Source organism: Stenotrophomonas sp. 3(2025) (genome assembly GCF_052665395.1).
The window spans coordinates 212,602-227,028 of record NZ_JBQOIF010000004.1 but is presented as its reverse complement, the minus strand read 5'-3'; the positions used below and the strand labels follow the sequence as shown (position 1 = coordinate 227,028).

Below are 14,427 nucleotides of genomic sequence, written 5' to 3'. Positions count from 1 at the left end.
CACCGTTGTGACCGGCCCGGCGTGCTGCCGGGCCGGTCCGTGGCTCAGTCGGGCAGGGAGAACTGCACGGGCACCATGCCGATGGCGGGAACGGCCATGCCATCACGCTCGGCCGGCACGAAACGCCAGTGGCGCAGCACCTGCTGGCGGGCGGCCTGGTCCAGGCTGCGCGAGCCGCTGCTGCGTTCGATGCTGACGTTCACCGGCTGGCCACTGGGGTCCACTTCCACCCGCAGCAGCACCGTGCCCTGCTCGTGATTGCGCAGGGCCTGGATCGGATAGCTGGGCGGCGGGTTGCTGCGGTACTGCAGCTGGGCGCCGGCCAGCGGCGTGGACGGGGCAATGGTCGGCGCAGCCTGCACTGCGGTCGGCTCGGCCGCCGGCAGGATGATGCCCTGGGCCTCCTCGACGGTCGCGGTGGGCGTCGGCAGCGTTGCAGGCACCGGCGTGGCCTGCCGCTTGTGCACCACCTCCACCTTTTCAGGCTTGGTCGGTACCGGCAGCGGCTCGATCGGCTTGGGCTCTTCCCTGGGAATGAACCGTACCGTGGTCTGATCGCGCGGCAGCGCGGTGATGGCCTGGTAGGTCGCCGGGATCAGCAACAACAGGAACGCGAGCAGATGCAGGGCGATGGCCGCACTCCAGGCGGCAACGCGGGCGGGATCGAAGTGCAGGGGTACTACGGGATACGTACGAACCATGGTCCACCTCCATGCCAGTGTCGAAGTCCTCAACGCACCAGGGCCGCCATCGGGGTTGCCGCACGCGGCTGGCAGTCAATCATTAGCGCGCCGCCTCCACCACTGCCTAGAGGCAGGGGCGGCAGCGTTGGGCTGCCCTTCATGTAACGCTGCCGGCACGGCGGCGGTGGAAACGAAAACGGCGCCCCGCAGGGCGCCGTCGGTTGAACGCAAGGCGCCTCAGCGGCCCAGTTCGAACACCACGTCCAGGTTCACCGAGACGGTCGACTCACCCGGGGCGACCGGGGTGGCCTTGTCCATTGCCATGCCGGCGGCCTGCGCACGCATCATCGGCATCGGGCGGAAACCGCCACCGGCGTTCTCGGAAATGCTGACAATGCGGCGCACCTGCAGGCCAAGCGACTTCGCATAGGTCTGCGCACGGGCCTGGGCCTTCTTCAGTGCCGCCAGGCGCGCTTCGTCATAGACCGGCTCGGGCTGGTCGATCTCGAACTGCGGGCCGTTGATCTGGTTGGCACCCTGCGCGGCCAGCGCGTCCAGCACCTTGCCGAGCTTGGCGATGTCGCGGACCTTCAGGCTGACGGTGTTGCTGGCCTGGTAGCCGGTGATCTTCGGGGCTTCGTTGTCGGCATAGCGGTACTGCGGGTTGAGGCTGACGCCGCTGGTCTGCACGTCGCGCTCGGCGATGCCGGCGGCCTTGATCGCAGCCAGTACCTTGTCCATCTGCTGGGCGTTCTGGCGCATGGCGCTGTTGCCGTCGGTGGCCTGGGTGACCACACCGGCCGACAGCGTGGCCACATCCGGCACCCGGGTGGCTTCGGCGTTGGCCGAGATGTTCAGCAGGGTGCCTTCGGCCGCGGCGGCGATCGACGGCGACGACGGGGCGGCATGGGCGGTCATCGAAGCTCCAAGAGCGAGGGACAGGGCAAGCAGCAGCGGGGTGGCGGTGCGGCGCATGGGATCTCCTTGTTGTGGCAGTGAGGGTGGTGTCGTAGCGATGAACGCGTTGTGAGTCCGTTCGGGGTTGCAGGCGCCCAGGGAGGATTGTCCGACGATTCAGGTACCGGCGTCAGGTTATGCTGTGTCGATGCTCTATCTTGCTTCCCGCTCCCCCCGACGCAACCAGCTGCTGGCCCGACTCGGACACCCTTTCCAGGCATTGGACCTGGAGGTCGCCGAGCAGCGCGCGGCCTCTGAAAGTGCCCAGGACTATGTCTGCCGGGTTGCCGCCGACAAGGCGCGCGCCGGCCTGGCGCGGGTGCTGGCCGATGACCCGCAGGCGCGGGTGCTGGGCTCGGATACCGAAGTGGTGCTCGATGGCGAAGTATTCGGCAAGCCGGCCGACGCGGCCGACGCGCGGGCGATGCTGGCACGGCTGGCCGGGCGCACCCATCAGGTGATGACCGCCGTGGTGGTGGTGGATGCGCGCGGGCTGGACAGCGAACTGGTTGTTTCCGAGGTCACCTTCGCCGCCATCGAGTCCGCCGACATCGCTGCCTACGTCGCCACCGGCGAGCCGCTGGACAAGGCGGGTGCCTATGCCATCCAGGGCGGTGCCGAGCGCTGGATCGAACACCTTTCCGGCAGCTACTCCGGTGTCATGGGGCTGCCGTTGCTGCATACCGATCGTCTGCTGGCCCGCTGCGGCGTGCTGGCCCCAACTGCTGATGCCGCCAGGGAGGCTGCCGATGTCTGAGGAAATCCTGGTCAATGTGACCCCGCGCGAAACCCGGGTCGCGGTGATCGAGAACGGCATGCTGCAGGAGCTGCACATCGAGCGCGGTTGGCGCCGGGGTGTGGTCGGCAACATCTACAAGGGCAAGGTGCAACGGGTCATGCCGGGCATGCAGGCGGCATTCGTCGAAGTGGGCCTGGAGCGCGCCGCGTTCCTGCACGCCAACGACGTGGTGCGGCCGGCGCCGGTGGCCAGCGCCGATACCGAGAACACGACCCTGCCGCCGCCATCCAGCGTGCCGATCGTGGAGCTGCTGCGCGACGGCCAGGACATCGTGGTGCAGGTGGTGAAGGATCCGATCGGGACCAAGGGCGCACGCCTGACCACCCAGATCAGCATTCCCTCGCGCTACATGGTGCTGCTGCCGCAGTCGAAGGTGGTGGGCGTGTCGGCGCGCATCGAGGACGAAGGTGAGCGCGCGCGGCTGAAGGCGCTGGTGACCGAGCTGTCGGCCCAGCACGGTGGCTACGGCTACATCGTGCGCACCAATGCCGAGGGCCAGCCGGCCGAGGCCATTGCCGAAGACATCGCCTACCTGTCACGGGTGTGGAACGTGGTCGAGCGCCGCGGCCGCGAGGCGGCGTCGTGCAGCAACATCTATGAAGACCTGAGCCTGCCGCTGCGTTCGGTGCGCGACCTGATCCGCAAGGACGTGGACAAGGTGAAGGTGGACTCGAAGGAGACCTTCGCCCAGCTGCAGGCGTTCGTGGCCAAGTACATGCCGGTGCTGGCAGAGAAGATCGAGCTTTACAGCGGCGATCGTCCGATCTTCGACATGTTCGGGGTCGAGGACGAGATCGGCCGTGCGCTGGACAAGCAGGTACCGCTGAAATCCGGTGGCTACCTGGTGATCGACCAGACCGAGGCGATGACCACCATCGACGTCAACACCGGCTCGTTCCTCGGCCAGCGCAACCTGGAAGAGACGGTGTTCCGCACCAACCTGGAGGCCGCGCAGGCGGTGGCCAGGCAGCTGCGCCTGCGCAACCTGGGCGGCATCATCATCATCGACTTCATCGACATGGATGACGCCGAGCATCGCCGCCAGGTACTGCGCACGCTGGAAAAGGCGCTGGCCCGCGACCATGCCAAGACCACGGTGTACGACTTCTCGCCGCTGGGCCTGGTGGAGATGACGCGCAAGCGCACGGTGGAAAGCCTGGAGCGCCAGCTGTCGGAAACCTGCCCGCAGTGCAGTGGCCGCGGCACCATCAAGACCACCGAAACGGTGACCTACGAGATCTTCCGCGAGATCACCCGCGCGGTGCGCCAGTTCGATGCCGCGCGCCTGCTGGTTATCGCGTCCAGCAAGGTGGTGGCGCGGATCACCGATGAAGAATCCACGGCCGTGGCCGAGCTGGAGGAGTTCCTCGGCAAGAGCATCCGCTTCCAGGCGGACGAGCAGTACCTGCAGGAGCAGTTCGATGTTGTTCTGCTCTGATCCAGGCCGACTGTCTGCTTTCGGTGGCCGATGAGCGCGCCGCCGCGCCTGCGACTGCGAAGGATCCGCCGTCATTTCATCGCCGCATGCGCGGTCGGCCTGGTCGGGCTTGCCCTGCTGGTCGGTACCCTCAGCCAGCTGTTGCCGCTGGCTGAGCGCCATCCGGACCGGATCGCAGCCTGGCTGAGCACGCGCGCCGGGCAACCGGTGCGCTTCGAACGCCTGGACACCGCCTGGACCCGACGTGGTCCACTGCTGCAGTTGAAGAGCCTGCGCATCGGCGCGGGCCAGGGCCTGGCCATCGGCGATGCCGAGGTGCTTGTGTCGATGTACAGCGGCCTGTTGCCGGGCCGCTCGCTGACCGAACTGCGCCTGCGCGGCCTGGCGCTGGACCTGCAGCAGGCCGCCGATGGCCGCTGGTCGGTGCGCGGCCTGCCGCAGTCCCGCGCTGGCGGCGATCCGCTGGATGCGTTGCGCCGGCTGGGCGAACTGCAGGTGATTGGTGGCCGCCTCGGCGTGCATGCGCCAGCGCTGGGGCTCGATGCCACCCTGCCACGTATCGACCTGCGCCTGCGCGTGGATGGCGACCGCCTGCGGGTGGGCGTGCGTGCCTGGGCACAGACCGACGCCTTGCCGCTGACGGCGGTGCTGGACCTGGATCGCCAGCGCGGCAACGGCCAGGCTTGGGTAGGCGCCGATCCGATCGATTTCCGTGCTTGGGCGCCGTTGCTGGCGGCCGGCGGCATGCGCCTGCGCGAGGGTAAGGGCGAGCTCAACCTGTGGTTGACGCTGCGTGATTTCGCCCCGGTGGCGCTGATCACCGATTCGGACCTGCGTGATCTGCGTGTCGAAGGCGCGCCGATGCCTGGCGTGGCGCGCCCGCAGATTCAATTGCAACGGCTGCAGGCGCGCCTGCGTTGGCAGCGGACGGCAGAAGGCTGGGCGCTGCAGGTGCCGCGCCTGCGCCTGCAGGCCGATGGCAGCCAGCAGCAGCTGGACGGGCTGCAACTGCGGGTGGGCAAGCAGATGCAGGTGCAGGCCGCAGCAGCGCAGGCGGGTACCGCGTTGCGCGCGCTGGCGCTCAGCGACCGCCTGGACGCGGGCCTGCGGCATTGGCTGTACCTGGCCAAGCCGCAGCTGGACGTGGCGCAGCTGCAGTTGCGCGGCCAGCAGGATGGCCCGTTGTGGGTGCAGGGCGAGCTGCAGTCGCTGGGCTTTGCCAGTGTTGGCAACTCGCCGGGCCTGCGCGGCCTGGGCGGCCGCTTCGAGGGCGATGCCGACGGCTTCAGCCTGCAGCTGCAGCCCCAGCGCCAGCTGCAGTTCGATTGGCCGACCGGTTTCGGCGTGCGTCACGACCTGCACCTGGCCGGGCAGATCGTCGGTTGGCGCGACGAGGCCGGTGGCTGGCGCATCGGCACCCCGGCAATGCGTGTGGAAGGCACCGACTACGCTGCCGACGTGCGCGGTGGTCTCTGGTTCCAGGGCGATGGCACCCGACCGTGGATGCAGCTGGCGGCCAAGCTGGACGACGTACCGATGACCGCGGCCAAGCGTTTCTGGATCCATTCCAGGATGAGCAAGGGCGCCACCGACTGGCTGGACATGGCCTTGGCCGGCGGCCAGGTGCGCAACGGCATCGGCCTGGTCAGTGGTGACCTGGACGACTGGCCGTTCGACAACAACGATGGCCGCTTCGAGGCCACCGGCCACATCAGCAACGGTGACATCCGCTTCCAGCACGATTGGCCGTTGATGGGCCAGGTCGATGCCGATGTCGCCTTCATCGGCCCGGGCTTCCACATGCAGGGAAGCGGCGATCTGGCCGGCGTGGCGGTACAGACGTTCGAAGCCGGCATCCAGGATTTCGGCCAGCAGCCACTGTACGTGCGCGCCGACAGCCAGGGCGACGCCGGCAAGCTGCTGGCGATGCTGCGGCAGAGCCCGCTGCACAAGGAATACGGCGACACCCTGGACAACCTGGCGGCAAGCGGGCCGACCAACGTGCATTTCGACCTGTTGCAGCCCCTGCATCATGACCAGGGCGGTGGCCACCTGCAGGGCACGGTGGACCTGGCCGGGCTGAAGCTGGTCGACAAGCGCTTCCAGCTGGAATTCGACAACATGCGCGGGCAGGCCCGCTACAGCAACGCCGGCTTCGCCGCCGAGGAACTGGCCGTGCGCCACCTCGGCCAGGACGGCCGGCTGAGCCTGCGCGCCGGTGGTTTCGTGCGTGACCCCAAGCTGGCCTTCGAATCGGAACTGGCCGCCACGCTCGATGCGGGCGTGCTGATCGACCGCGCACCGGAAATGGCCTGGCTGAAGCCCTACATCAACGGCACCTCGCCGTGGACCATCGCGGTGAACCTGCCGAAGGTCGCGCCGGGTACACCAGCGCCGCCCAGCGAGCTGCGCCTGCGCTCGGATCTGCTGGGCACCCGCCTGGACCTGCCGGCACCGCTGCAGAAGCCGGCCAACGAATCGCTGCCGACCACCGTGGCCGCACAGCTGCCGATGGGCGCCGGCCGAATCGACGTGGCGTTCGGCCAGCGCCTGGCGCTGGCCGCGCGCAGCCACAACAACCAGACCGGCGTGCAGGTCACCCTGGGCAGCGACCACGTTGACCGCGAACCACCGCCCAGCGGGCTGACCATCAATGGCCGCAGCCCGACCCTGGATGCGCTGGAATGGATCGGCCTGGCCCGTGGCGCCGGTGGCGATGGCGACCCGATGCCGCTGCGCGCGGTGGACGTGCAGGTCGGCCAGCTGATGCTGATCGGCGGCGTGTTCGAGCAGACCCGCCTGCAGCTGCACCCCGGCCCGCAGGCGCTGGACGTGCGCCTGGATGGCCCCTCGCTGGCCGGCAAGTTGACTGTACCCAACGCCGATGGCGGCACCATCAGCGGCCAGCTCGAGCGCGTGTACTGGCAATCGCTGCCGACCCTTCCCGGAGTCACGGCGGCACCGGCGCGGGTGCAGGCCGGTGCCGACGACATGGACCCGGCCAAGCTGCCGCCGTTCGCACTGGACATCGCCGACCTGAAGTTCGGCAAGGTCGTGCTGGGCCAGGCCGTGCTGCGTACGCGGCCGATCGCCAACGGCCTGAGCGTGGAACAACTGCAGTTCCGCGCCCCCAGCCAGGAGATCGACATCCGTGGCCGTTGGCTTGGCAAGGGGGGCGGTTCGCGAACCGCACTTGATGCGCAGGTGCGCAGTGAAGACCTGGGCGGGTTGTTGCAGAACCTCGACTACGGCGGCCAGCTGCGCGGTGGTTCCGGCCACGCCCAGCTGCAGGCCTCGTGGCCCGGCGGTCCGTCGGACTTCCAGCTGGGCAACCTGCAGGGCCAGCTCGATGTGAATGCCCGCAATGGCCAGCTGCTGGAGCTGGAGCCGGGGGCCGGCCGCGTGCTGGGCCTGCTCAGCGTCACCCAGCTGCCGCGGCGGCTGATGTTCGACTTCCGCGACTTCTTCTCCAAGGGCTTCGCGTTCAACCAGGTCGAGGGCAGCGTGCAGTTCGGCGAGGGCATGGCCCGTACCGACAAGGTGTTGATCGAAGGGCCGGCAGCGAACATCACCATCCGTGGCCAGGCCGACCTGCGGAAACAGCAGTTCGACCAGACCATCGACGTCAACCCGCGCGCCGGCAACCTGCTGACCGTGGTCGGCGCGGTGGCCGGCGGCCCGGTGGGCGCAGCGCTGGGTGCAGCCACCAATGCGGTATTGTCCAAGCCATTGGGCGAGATCGGTGCCCGCACCTACAAGGTGACCGGCCCCTGGAAGGAGCCCAAGGTGGAGGTGATCGAGCGCAGCCGCGAACGTGCGCCAGTGCCCGCACCGCCGCCGCGCCTGCCGCCGTTGCCGGCCGTGCCGCCGACGGTCACCGAACCTCCGCCACCGCGCTGAGCGCGGCCCTCGTTTCCCCAGGGCGGCCTTGCCTGGCCGCCTTCACACCCCCAGATCGAGACCATGACTGACAACGCCCTGACGCTTGCCCAAGATCGCCTGTTGCGCCCCGGTGGCCTGGATACCGCTGGCCTGGAGCGCACCTTCGGCCAACTGCTCGGCCCCGGTGTCGACTTCGGCGACCTGTATTTCCAGCACGCCCGGCGCGAAAGCTGGAGCGTGGAGAACGGCATCGTCAAGGACGGCGCCCATTCCATCGAGCAGGGCGTGGGCGTGCGCGCGATTGCCGGCGAGAAGACCGGCTTTGCCTATTCCGATGACATCCATGCCGGTGCATTGCTGACCGCAGCGCAGTCGGCACGTGCGATTTCGCGCGAAGGCGGCGCACAGACCGGGCGCTCGCTGCTGCGCGGCGATGCGCGCGTGCTGTATCCGGCGCTGGATCCGATCGACGGCATCGGCAACGAAGCCAAGGTCGAGGTGCTCAAGCGCCTGGATGGCTACCTGCGCGCGGCCGACCCGCGCGTGAAGCAGGTGATGGTCAGCCTGTCCGGTGGCGTCGATACCGTGCTGGTTGCCCGCACCGATGGTGTGCTGGGCGCCGACGTACGCCCGCTGGTGCGGTTGAACGTGCAGGTGATCGTCGAGCAGAACGGCCGCCGTGAGTCGGGTTATGCCGGCGGCGGCGGTCGCTACGGCTATGAAGCGCTGTTTGCCGATGGCCGCCCGGAAGCCTTTGCGCGCGAGGCGCTGCGGCAGGCCCTGGTGAACCTGGAAGCGGTACCGGCGCCGGCTGGGGTGATGCCGGTGGTGCTGGGCCCGGGCTGGCCGGGCGTGCTGCTGCACGAGGCGGTCGGCCATGGCCTGGAAGGTGACTTCAACCGCAAGGGCACCAGTGTCTACGCCGGCAGGATCGGCGAGCGCGTGGCCGCCCCGGGGGTGACCATCGTCGACGACGGCACCCTGGACGGGCGCCGTGGTTCACTCAACATCGATGATGAAGGCCACCCGACCCAGTGCACCACGCTGATCGAGGACGGCATCCTGGTCGGCTACATGCAGGACAGCCTCAACGCGCGGCTGATGGGCGTGGCGCCGACCGGCAACGGCCGTCGCGAGTCGTTCGCGCACATGACCATGCCGCGCATGACCAACACCTACATGCGCGCCGGCCAGCATGACCCGCAGGAAATGATCCGTTCGGTGAAGAAGGGCCTATACGCGGTCAATTTCGGCGGCGGCCAGGTCGACATCACCAGCGGCAAGTACGTGTTCTCGGCCACCGAGGCCTACCTGATCGAGGACGGCCGGATCACCGCGCCGGTGAAGGGCGCGACCCTGATCGGCAATGGCCCGGAAACCATGCAGAAGGTGCGCATGGTCGGCAACGACCTGGCCTTGGACGAGGGCGTGGGCATCTGTGGCAAGGACGGGCAGAGTGTGCCGGTCGGTGTCGGCCAGCCGTCGCTGCTGATCGAGGGCATCACCGTCGGCGGTACCCAGGCCTGAGCACGGCGATGGCCACAGCCACCGCCCTGCCCGACGGGGACTCAGTCCTCGTCGGCGTCGTCGACCGGTTCGTCTGCGTCGACGTCCTCAGCGGACGCCTTCAGGCCCAGCGCGGCCGGCAGCATCAGCGTGCGCAGCACCTGGAAGATCTCGCGGTAGGCGCGTGGCGGCTTGTTCTTGGCCTTTTCGGCCTGGGCATTGCGTACCAGCGTGCGCAGCTGCTGGCGGTCGGCCTGCGGATGGTCATCCAGCAGCGCGGCCAGCGCTTTGTCGCCTTCATTCATGAGGCGTTCGCGCCAGTCTTCGACACGGTGCATCATCGCCACTTCGCGGCGCCCGGTTTCGCTGTTGGCATCCAGCGCATCGCGGATCGCGTCCAGCGCGGCATCGTCCTCGCGGCGCATGTGCTTGGCCAGGAACGCCAGCTGCCGCTTGTGCGCGATATGGGCGGTGATGCGCTTGCACTCGGCGATGTGCGGCAGCAGGTCCTCCGGGATCGGCAGGCGCGCCAGCTGGGCCGGGGTCAGCGACACCAGCTTCTCGCCCAGGGCCAGGACATCGAGCGCATCGCGCCGGTTCTGGCTGCGGCTCTTGTCGTGGAATTCACCGGTTTCTTCGTCGCGTCCGCGCATCGTCCATACCTGATTTCAAAAAAAGTCGCCCGGCGTGATGCCGGGCCCAACCCGCACAGGATAAAGCATTGAACGTGATCGCCCCTGAAGTCGCCGTCGGCGACGACAGCCCGGCCCGGCTGGAACGGCTGGCCGACATCTCCCAGCAGCTGCTGCAGCGTGCCCGCGCTCTGGGTGCCAGCCAAGCCGAGGTCAGCTGCAGCGAAGACCGTGGGCTGGAGGTCAATATCCGTCTCGGCGAGGTCGAGACCGTGCAGTCAACCCGTGACCGCGGCATTGCCGTGACCGTCTACTTCGGCCAGCGCAAGGGCAGTGCCAGTACCGCCGACCTGCACGAGGCCAGCCTGCTGGCCACCGTCGAGCAGGCCTGCGCGATCGCTCGCCATACCGAGGACGATCCGGCAGCCGGCCTGGCCGAGGCCGACCTGATGGCCCGCGACTTCCCCGAACTGGATGGCTGGCACCCCTGGGAGCTGCAGGCCGACGACGCGGTGGACCTGGCGCTGGCCTGCGAGGCCGCGGGCCGCCAAGCCGATGCGCAGATCCGCAATTCCGATGGCGCCTCGGTGTCGAGCATGCAGAGCGTGTCGGTCTACGCCAATTCGCATGGGTTCATCGGCCGCGAGCGCGGAACCCATCATTCGATCGGCTGTGCGCTGATCGCCGGCACCGGCGATGGCATGCAGCGCGACGGCTGGTACACCGGCGCACTGGCCCGCGAGGACCTGGAAGATCCGGCCAGCGTCGGTCGCCGCGCCGCAGAGCGCACGATCGCCCGCCTGCAGCCGCGTTCGCTGCCGACCGGCAGCATGCCGGTGCTGTACGCGCCGGAAGTGGCGCGCAGCCTGGTGGGCCACCTGCTGTCGGCGGTCTCCGGCGGCGCACTGTACCGCCAGGCGAGCTTCCTGCTGGACAGCGTCGACCAGCAGCTGTTCCCCGACTGGATGCAGATTGAGGAGCTGCCGCACCTGCGCCGTGGCCTGCGCTCGGCCGCCTTCGACGGCGACGGCGTGGCCACGCGTGCCTCGGCCCTGGTGCGTGACGGCGTGCTGCAGCGTTACGTGCTGGGCAGCTATTCGGCGCGCAAGCTGGGCCTGCGGACCACCGCCAATGCCGGCGGCGTGCACAACCTGCAGCTGGCCGCCAATGCCGGTTCGCTGCAGGACATTGCCGCGCAGATGGGCAGCGGCCTGCTGGTGACCGAACTGATGGGGCAGGGGGTGAACGGGGTGACCGGCGACTACTCGCGCGGCGCCGGCGGCTTCCGCGTGGAGAATGGCCAGATCCAGTATCCGGTGGATGGCATCACCATCGCCGGCAACCTGCGGGACATGTTCATGGCCATCGAGGCGGTCGGCAGCGACGTCGATCCGCGCTCGCATATCCGCACCGGCTCGATCCTGGTGGGACGGATGACGATCGCCGGCAATGATTGATGCCATTGATGGCGTAAGCTAGGCCCGCCTGACGCGACCGGCTTGCCGCCGGTCGGTCAAGACCACCCAATAAAAAAGGAGTTTTGTCGTGAGCGAATTCGAGAACGTCCCGGCGGCGACCAGCGTACCCGCTGACCAGCGCACCATGGCCCTGGCAGCGCACCTGCTGGGCATCTTCACCGGTTTCATCGGCGCCCTGGTCATCTGGCTGATCAACAAGGATGACGCCAGCAAGGCCTTCGTCACCGATCAGTCGAGGGAGGCGCTGAACTTCCAGATCACCGTCGCCATCGCGATGTTCGCCTGCATCATCCTGACCTTCGTGGTCATCGGTGCGTTCCTGGCGCCGATCGTCGGCCTGCTCAGCCTGGTCTTCAGCATCATCGCTGCGGTGAAGGCGAACAATGGTGAAGCTTACCGTTACCCGTTCGCGCTGCGCCTGATCAAGTAAGCGGCAACGATCAACGACGTAAAAAGAAGCGCCCGGCAATGCCGGGCGTTTCCGTGTATGGCGCGTAGGGTAGCGCCGGGCCATGCCCGGCGAACGCGCAGCGCGGCAGATCCATGCCTGCAATCAGTGATCGCGTTCCACGGCCAGCGTGGCCAGCGCGCGCAGCGCATCGGCTTCTTCGTGATAGCCCGCCAGCGCCTGCTGCATGCGCGCGGACAGTTCGCGCAGCTGCGCCTTGGCACCGTCCATGCCGAGCAGGGCAGGGAAGGTGCTCTTGTCCTGGGCCTGGTCCTTGCCGGCGGTCTTGCCGAGCTGCTCGGAACTGGCTTCGACATCGAGGATGTCATCGCGGACCTGGAAGGCCAGGCCGAGCGCATCGGCGAAACCGTCGAGCTGGGCCAGCACGGGTTCGGGCGCATCACCGCACAACGCGCCCATGCGCACCGCAGCGCGGATCAGCGCACCGGTCTTCAGCGCATGCATGCGTGTAAGGGCTGCCAGCGACTGCTGCTGGCCGGTGGCATCGATGTCCAGCGCCTGGCCGCCGCACATGCCGGCCGCGCCGGAGGCATGGGCCAGGGTCTGCAGGCACGCCACGCGCAATGCCGCCGGCAGCGGTGCATCGGCGAGCAGGCCGAACGCACGGGTCTGCAGGGCGTCGCCGGCGAGGATCGCGGTGGCTTCGTCGAAGGCGATGTGGGTGGTCGGCTTGCCACGGCGCAGGGCATCGTCGTCCATCGCCGGCAGGTCGTCGTGCACCAGCGAGTAGGCGTGGATCAGCTCCACCGCCATCGCTGCGGCATCAAGCTTGTCCAGCTGGGCGCCGAACACCTGGCCGGCGGCATAGACCAGCAAGGGGCGCATGCGCTTGCCGCCACCGAGTACGGAATAGCGCATCGCCTGGTGCAGGCGTTGCGGTGCTTCGGCCGGAGAGGGCAGGGCGGCGTCGAGCTGGCTTTCAATACGGTCGCGCCAGCGCGCGAACAACGCCTCAGCCGTCATGGCTGGGCGGATCGAAGGGTTCGGCGGTTTCGGGCTGGGCCGGATCGCTGAGCAGGCGCACGCGCAGTTCGGCCTGCTCCAGCGCCTGCTGGCACTGGCGGTACAGACCGACGCCACGTTCGTAAGCACTGAGCGAAGCTTCCAGGCTCAGCTCGCCGGTTTCCATCTGCTCCACCAGCTGTTCCAGCGATTCGAGCGACTGCTCGAACTGGGCGACCGGGGAGGCGTTTTCGGGGGACTTCTTGGCCATGCGACAAGTGTGGACGGCGCGCGCGCAAGGGTCAATTCACCAGCCGCCCGGATGCCACTGCAACTGCGCATTGCGTGCCTGCAGCCAGGCCTGCAGCGGTGCGGCAATGACCACATCGGCGGCCGCCAGCAGCTGCCCCTGGTCGAACAGCAGGGGCAGCTGTGCGCGTCGCCAAGGCGCCAGGTGCTCGCGCTGCAGGCAATCCTTCAACGCGGATGAATGCGTACGGCCGGGCAGCACGATGCGCTCGCCGCCCTGGCGGGCGCGCAGGTCCAGCGGGTGTTCGAAGCGGTCCGTGCCGAGCAGGCGCAGCTGGCCGCCGTCGGGCAGCTGCAGCGGTACACGGCCGTCCCAGGCCGCGTGCCAGTCCTTCGGTAGGGCCGGCAACGCTGCCGGCAGCAGGTAGGCGTGCTGGCGCCACTGGCGGATGGCGTGCTGCTGCCAACGCACCTGCGACTGCCGATCGGCACCTGCCGCCATCAATTCGTTCTGTACTTGCCGCAGCACATGCGCCGGCAACGGGGCTGCGCCATGGCGGCGCACCCACGCACGCAGCACCCGCGCAGCACGCTCCGGTGCAACCTGGCGCAGCAGCTCCAGCGACAGCACCCGGGGTGCCACTTCCAGGTGAGCGAGCAGTTCGGCGTCTTCTTCATCGAGCAATGCACGGGTCTGCGCGCAATGCGCGGCGCTGCCGGCCAATGCGGCGGCGGCATGCGGCCAGCGCTGGCGCAGCAGTGGCAGCACCCGCAGGCGCAGGAAATTGCGGTCGGCGTGGTCTTCGCCGTTGCTGGGGTCTTCGATCCACTGCAGGCCGTGTGTCGTCGCGTAAGCCCGCAGCGCGCTGCGCGGCACATCGAGCAGTGGCCGCCACAGCCGATGGCCCTCAAGGCGGCTGTCAGCGGTCATCGCCGCCAGCCCATCGATGCCCGAACCGCGCAACGCGCGCAGCAGGAAGGTCTCGGCCTGGTCGTCCCGGTGCTGGGCCAGCGCCAGGGTTTCCCCGGCCTGCAGCTCGGCGCTGAATGCAGCGCGACGTGCCAGCCGGGCGGCCCCTTCGATGCCATGGCCGTCATCACGGCTGACCTGCACGTGGTGCACGGCCAGTTCGATGCCCAGCACCGCGCATTGCTGCTGGCAGTGCTGCACCCAGTCATCGGCAACCGGTTGCAGGCCATGGTGTACGTGCATGGCACGCAGCGGCGTGCCGGCCGCCTGTGCCGATCGCCACAGCCAGTGCAGCAGCACGGTGGAATCCAGGCCGCCGCTGTAGCCGACCAGCAGCGGTGCATCAAGCGGAACGAGGGCGGGGAAGGCGGTCACGGCGGCAAGTATAGGGTGGGTGGGTGAGTCGGCAGGGCTGCGCCCTG

At 68.6% G+C, this 14,427-nt stretch carries 12 protein-coding genes; 6 read left to right on the top strand and 6 right to left on the bottom strand.

Going from position 1 to position 14,427, the window contains the following annotated elements; all coding sequences use genetic code 11:
• Positions 1-44 precede the first annotated feature (44 nt).
• Together ACUXVE_RS05185 and ACUXVE_RS05180 are read right to left on the bottom strand one after the other, a co-directional pair.
• Positions 45-701 (bottom strand): energy transducer TonB, encoded by a 657-nt coding sequence (locus tag ACUXVE_RS05185; protein ID WP_222388624.1) that lies wholly within the window; start codon positions 699-701, stop codon positions 45-47.
• A gap of 219 nt (positions 702-920) precedes the next feature.
• The gene (locus tag ACUXVE_RS05180) at positions 921-1,658 is read right to left on the bottom strand and encodes an SIMPL domain-containing protein (protein ID WP_222388625.1); all 738 of its coding nucleotides are present in this window, start codon (positions 1,656-1,658) and stop codon (positions 921-923) included.
• Positions 1,659-1,788: 130 nt separating this feature from the next.
• On the opposite strand from ACUXVE_RS05180, the gene ACUXVE_RS05175 reads away from it, so the two are divergent.
• The 4 genes from ACUXVE_RS05175 to tldD all read left to right on the top strand — a co-directional run bounded on the left by ACUXVE_RS05175 (position 1,789) and on the right by tldD (position 9,286).
• Entirely contained in the window at positions 1,789-2,397 is a 609-nt protein-coding gene (locus ACUXVE_RS05175; protein ID WP_222388626.1) for a Maf family nucleotide pyrophosphatase, read from the top strand.
• Positions 2,390-3,877, top strand: coding sequence for a ribonuclease G (rng, locus tag ACUXVE_RS05170; protein ID WP_025879287.1), 1,488 nt, complete (start codon positions 2,390-2,392; stop codon positions 3,875-3,877). Before ACUXVE_RS05175 ends, rng begins: the two co-directional genes overlap by 8 nt.
• A 30-nt stretch (positions 3,878-3,907) precedes the next feature.
• Complete coding sequence (locus ACUXVE_RS05165) at positions 3,908-7,777, top strand: YhdP family protein (protein ID WP_222388627.1); 3,870 nt, start codon at positions 3,908-3,910, stop codon at positions 7,775-7,777.
• Between the two features lie 63 nt (positions 7,778-7,840).
• Positions 7,841-9,286 (top strand): metalloprotease TldD, encoded by a 1,446-nt coding sequence (gene tldD / locus ACUXVE_RS05160; RefSeq protein WP_445513943.1) that lies wholly within the window; start codon positions 7,841-7,843, stop codon positions 9,284-9,286.
• 41 nt (positions 9,287-9,327) lie between these two features.
• Here tldD and yjgA read toward each other — a convergent pair whose 3' ends face one another.
• Positions 9,328-9,918 carry a ribosome biogenesis factor YjgA gene (gene yjgA, locus ACUXVE_RS05155; RefSeq protein ID WP_093821183.1) on the bottom strand — a complete coding sequence of 197 codons (591 nt, stop codon included), beginning with the start codon at positions 9,916-9,918 and terminating at the stop codon, positions 9,328-9,330.
• 68 nt (positions 9,919-9,986) lie between these two features.
• On the opposite strand from yjgA, the gene pmbA reads away from it, so the two are divergent.
• Together pmbA and ACUXVE_RS05145 are read left to right on the top strand one after the other, a co-directional pair.
• Entirely contained in the window at positions 9,987-11,354 is a 1,368-nt protein-coding gene (gene pmbA, locus ACUXVE_RS05150) for a metalloprotease PmbA (RefSeq protein WP_445513942.1), read from the top strand.
• A gap of 88 nt (positions 11,355-11,442) precedes the next feature.
• On the top strand, positions 11,443-11,805 hold the full coding sequence (locus tag ACUXVE_RS05145; RefSeq protein WP_445513941.1) for a DUF4870 domain-containing protein: 363 nt from the start codon (positions 11,443-11,445) through the stop codon (positions 11,803-11,805).
• Positions 11,806-11,928: 123 nt separating this feature from the next.
• Here the strand turns inward: ACUXVE_RS05145 and ACUXVE_RS05140 are convergent, their stop codons facing one another.
• The 3 genes from ACUXVE_RS05140 to tilS are packed head-to-tail and all read right to left on the bottom strand — an operon-like array spanning position 11,929 to position 14,380.
• Positions 11,929-12,807 carry a polyprenyl synthetase family protein gene (locus ACUXVE_RS05140; RefSeq protein ID WP_093821187.1) on the bottom strand — a complete coding sequence of 293 codons (879 nt, stop codon included), beginning with the start codon at positions 12,805-12,807 and terminating at the stop codon, positions 11,929-11,931.
• A complete protein-coding gene (locus ACUXVE_RS05135) occupies positions 12,797-13,057 on the bottom strand; it encodes an exodeoxyribonuclease VII small subunit (protein ID WP_006381978.1) in 261 nt (86 codons plus the stop codon). The genes ACUXVE_RS05140 and ACUXVE_RS05135 overlap by 11 nt, the downstream gene beginning before the upstream one ends.
• A gap of 36 nt (positions 13,058-13,093) precedes the next feature.
• A complete protein-coding gene (gene tilS / locus ACUXVE_RS05130; RefSeq protein WP_445513940.1) occupies positions 13,094-14,380 on the bottom strand; it encodes a tRNA lysidine(34) synthetase TilS in 1,287 nt (428 codons plus the stop codon).
• Positions 14,381-14,427: the final 47 nt, after the last annotated feature.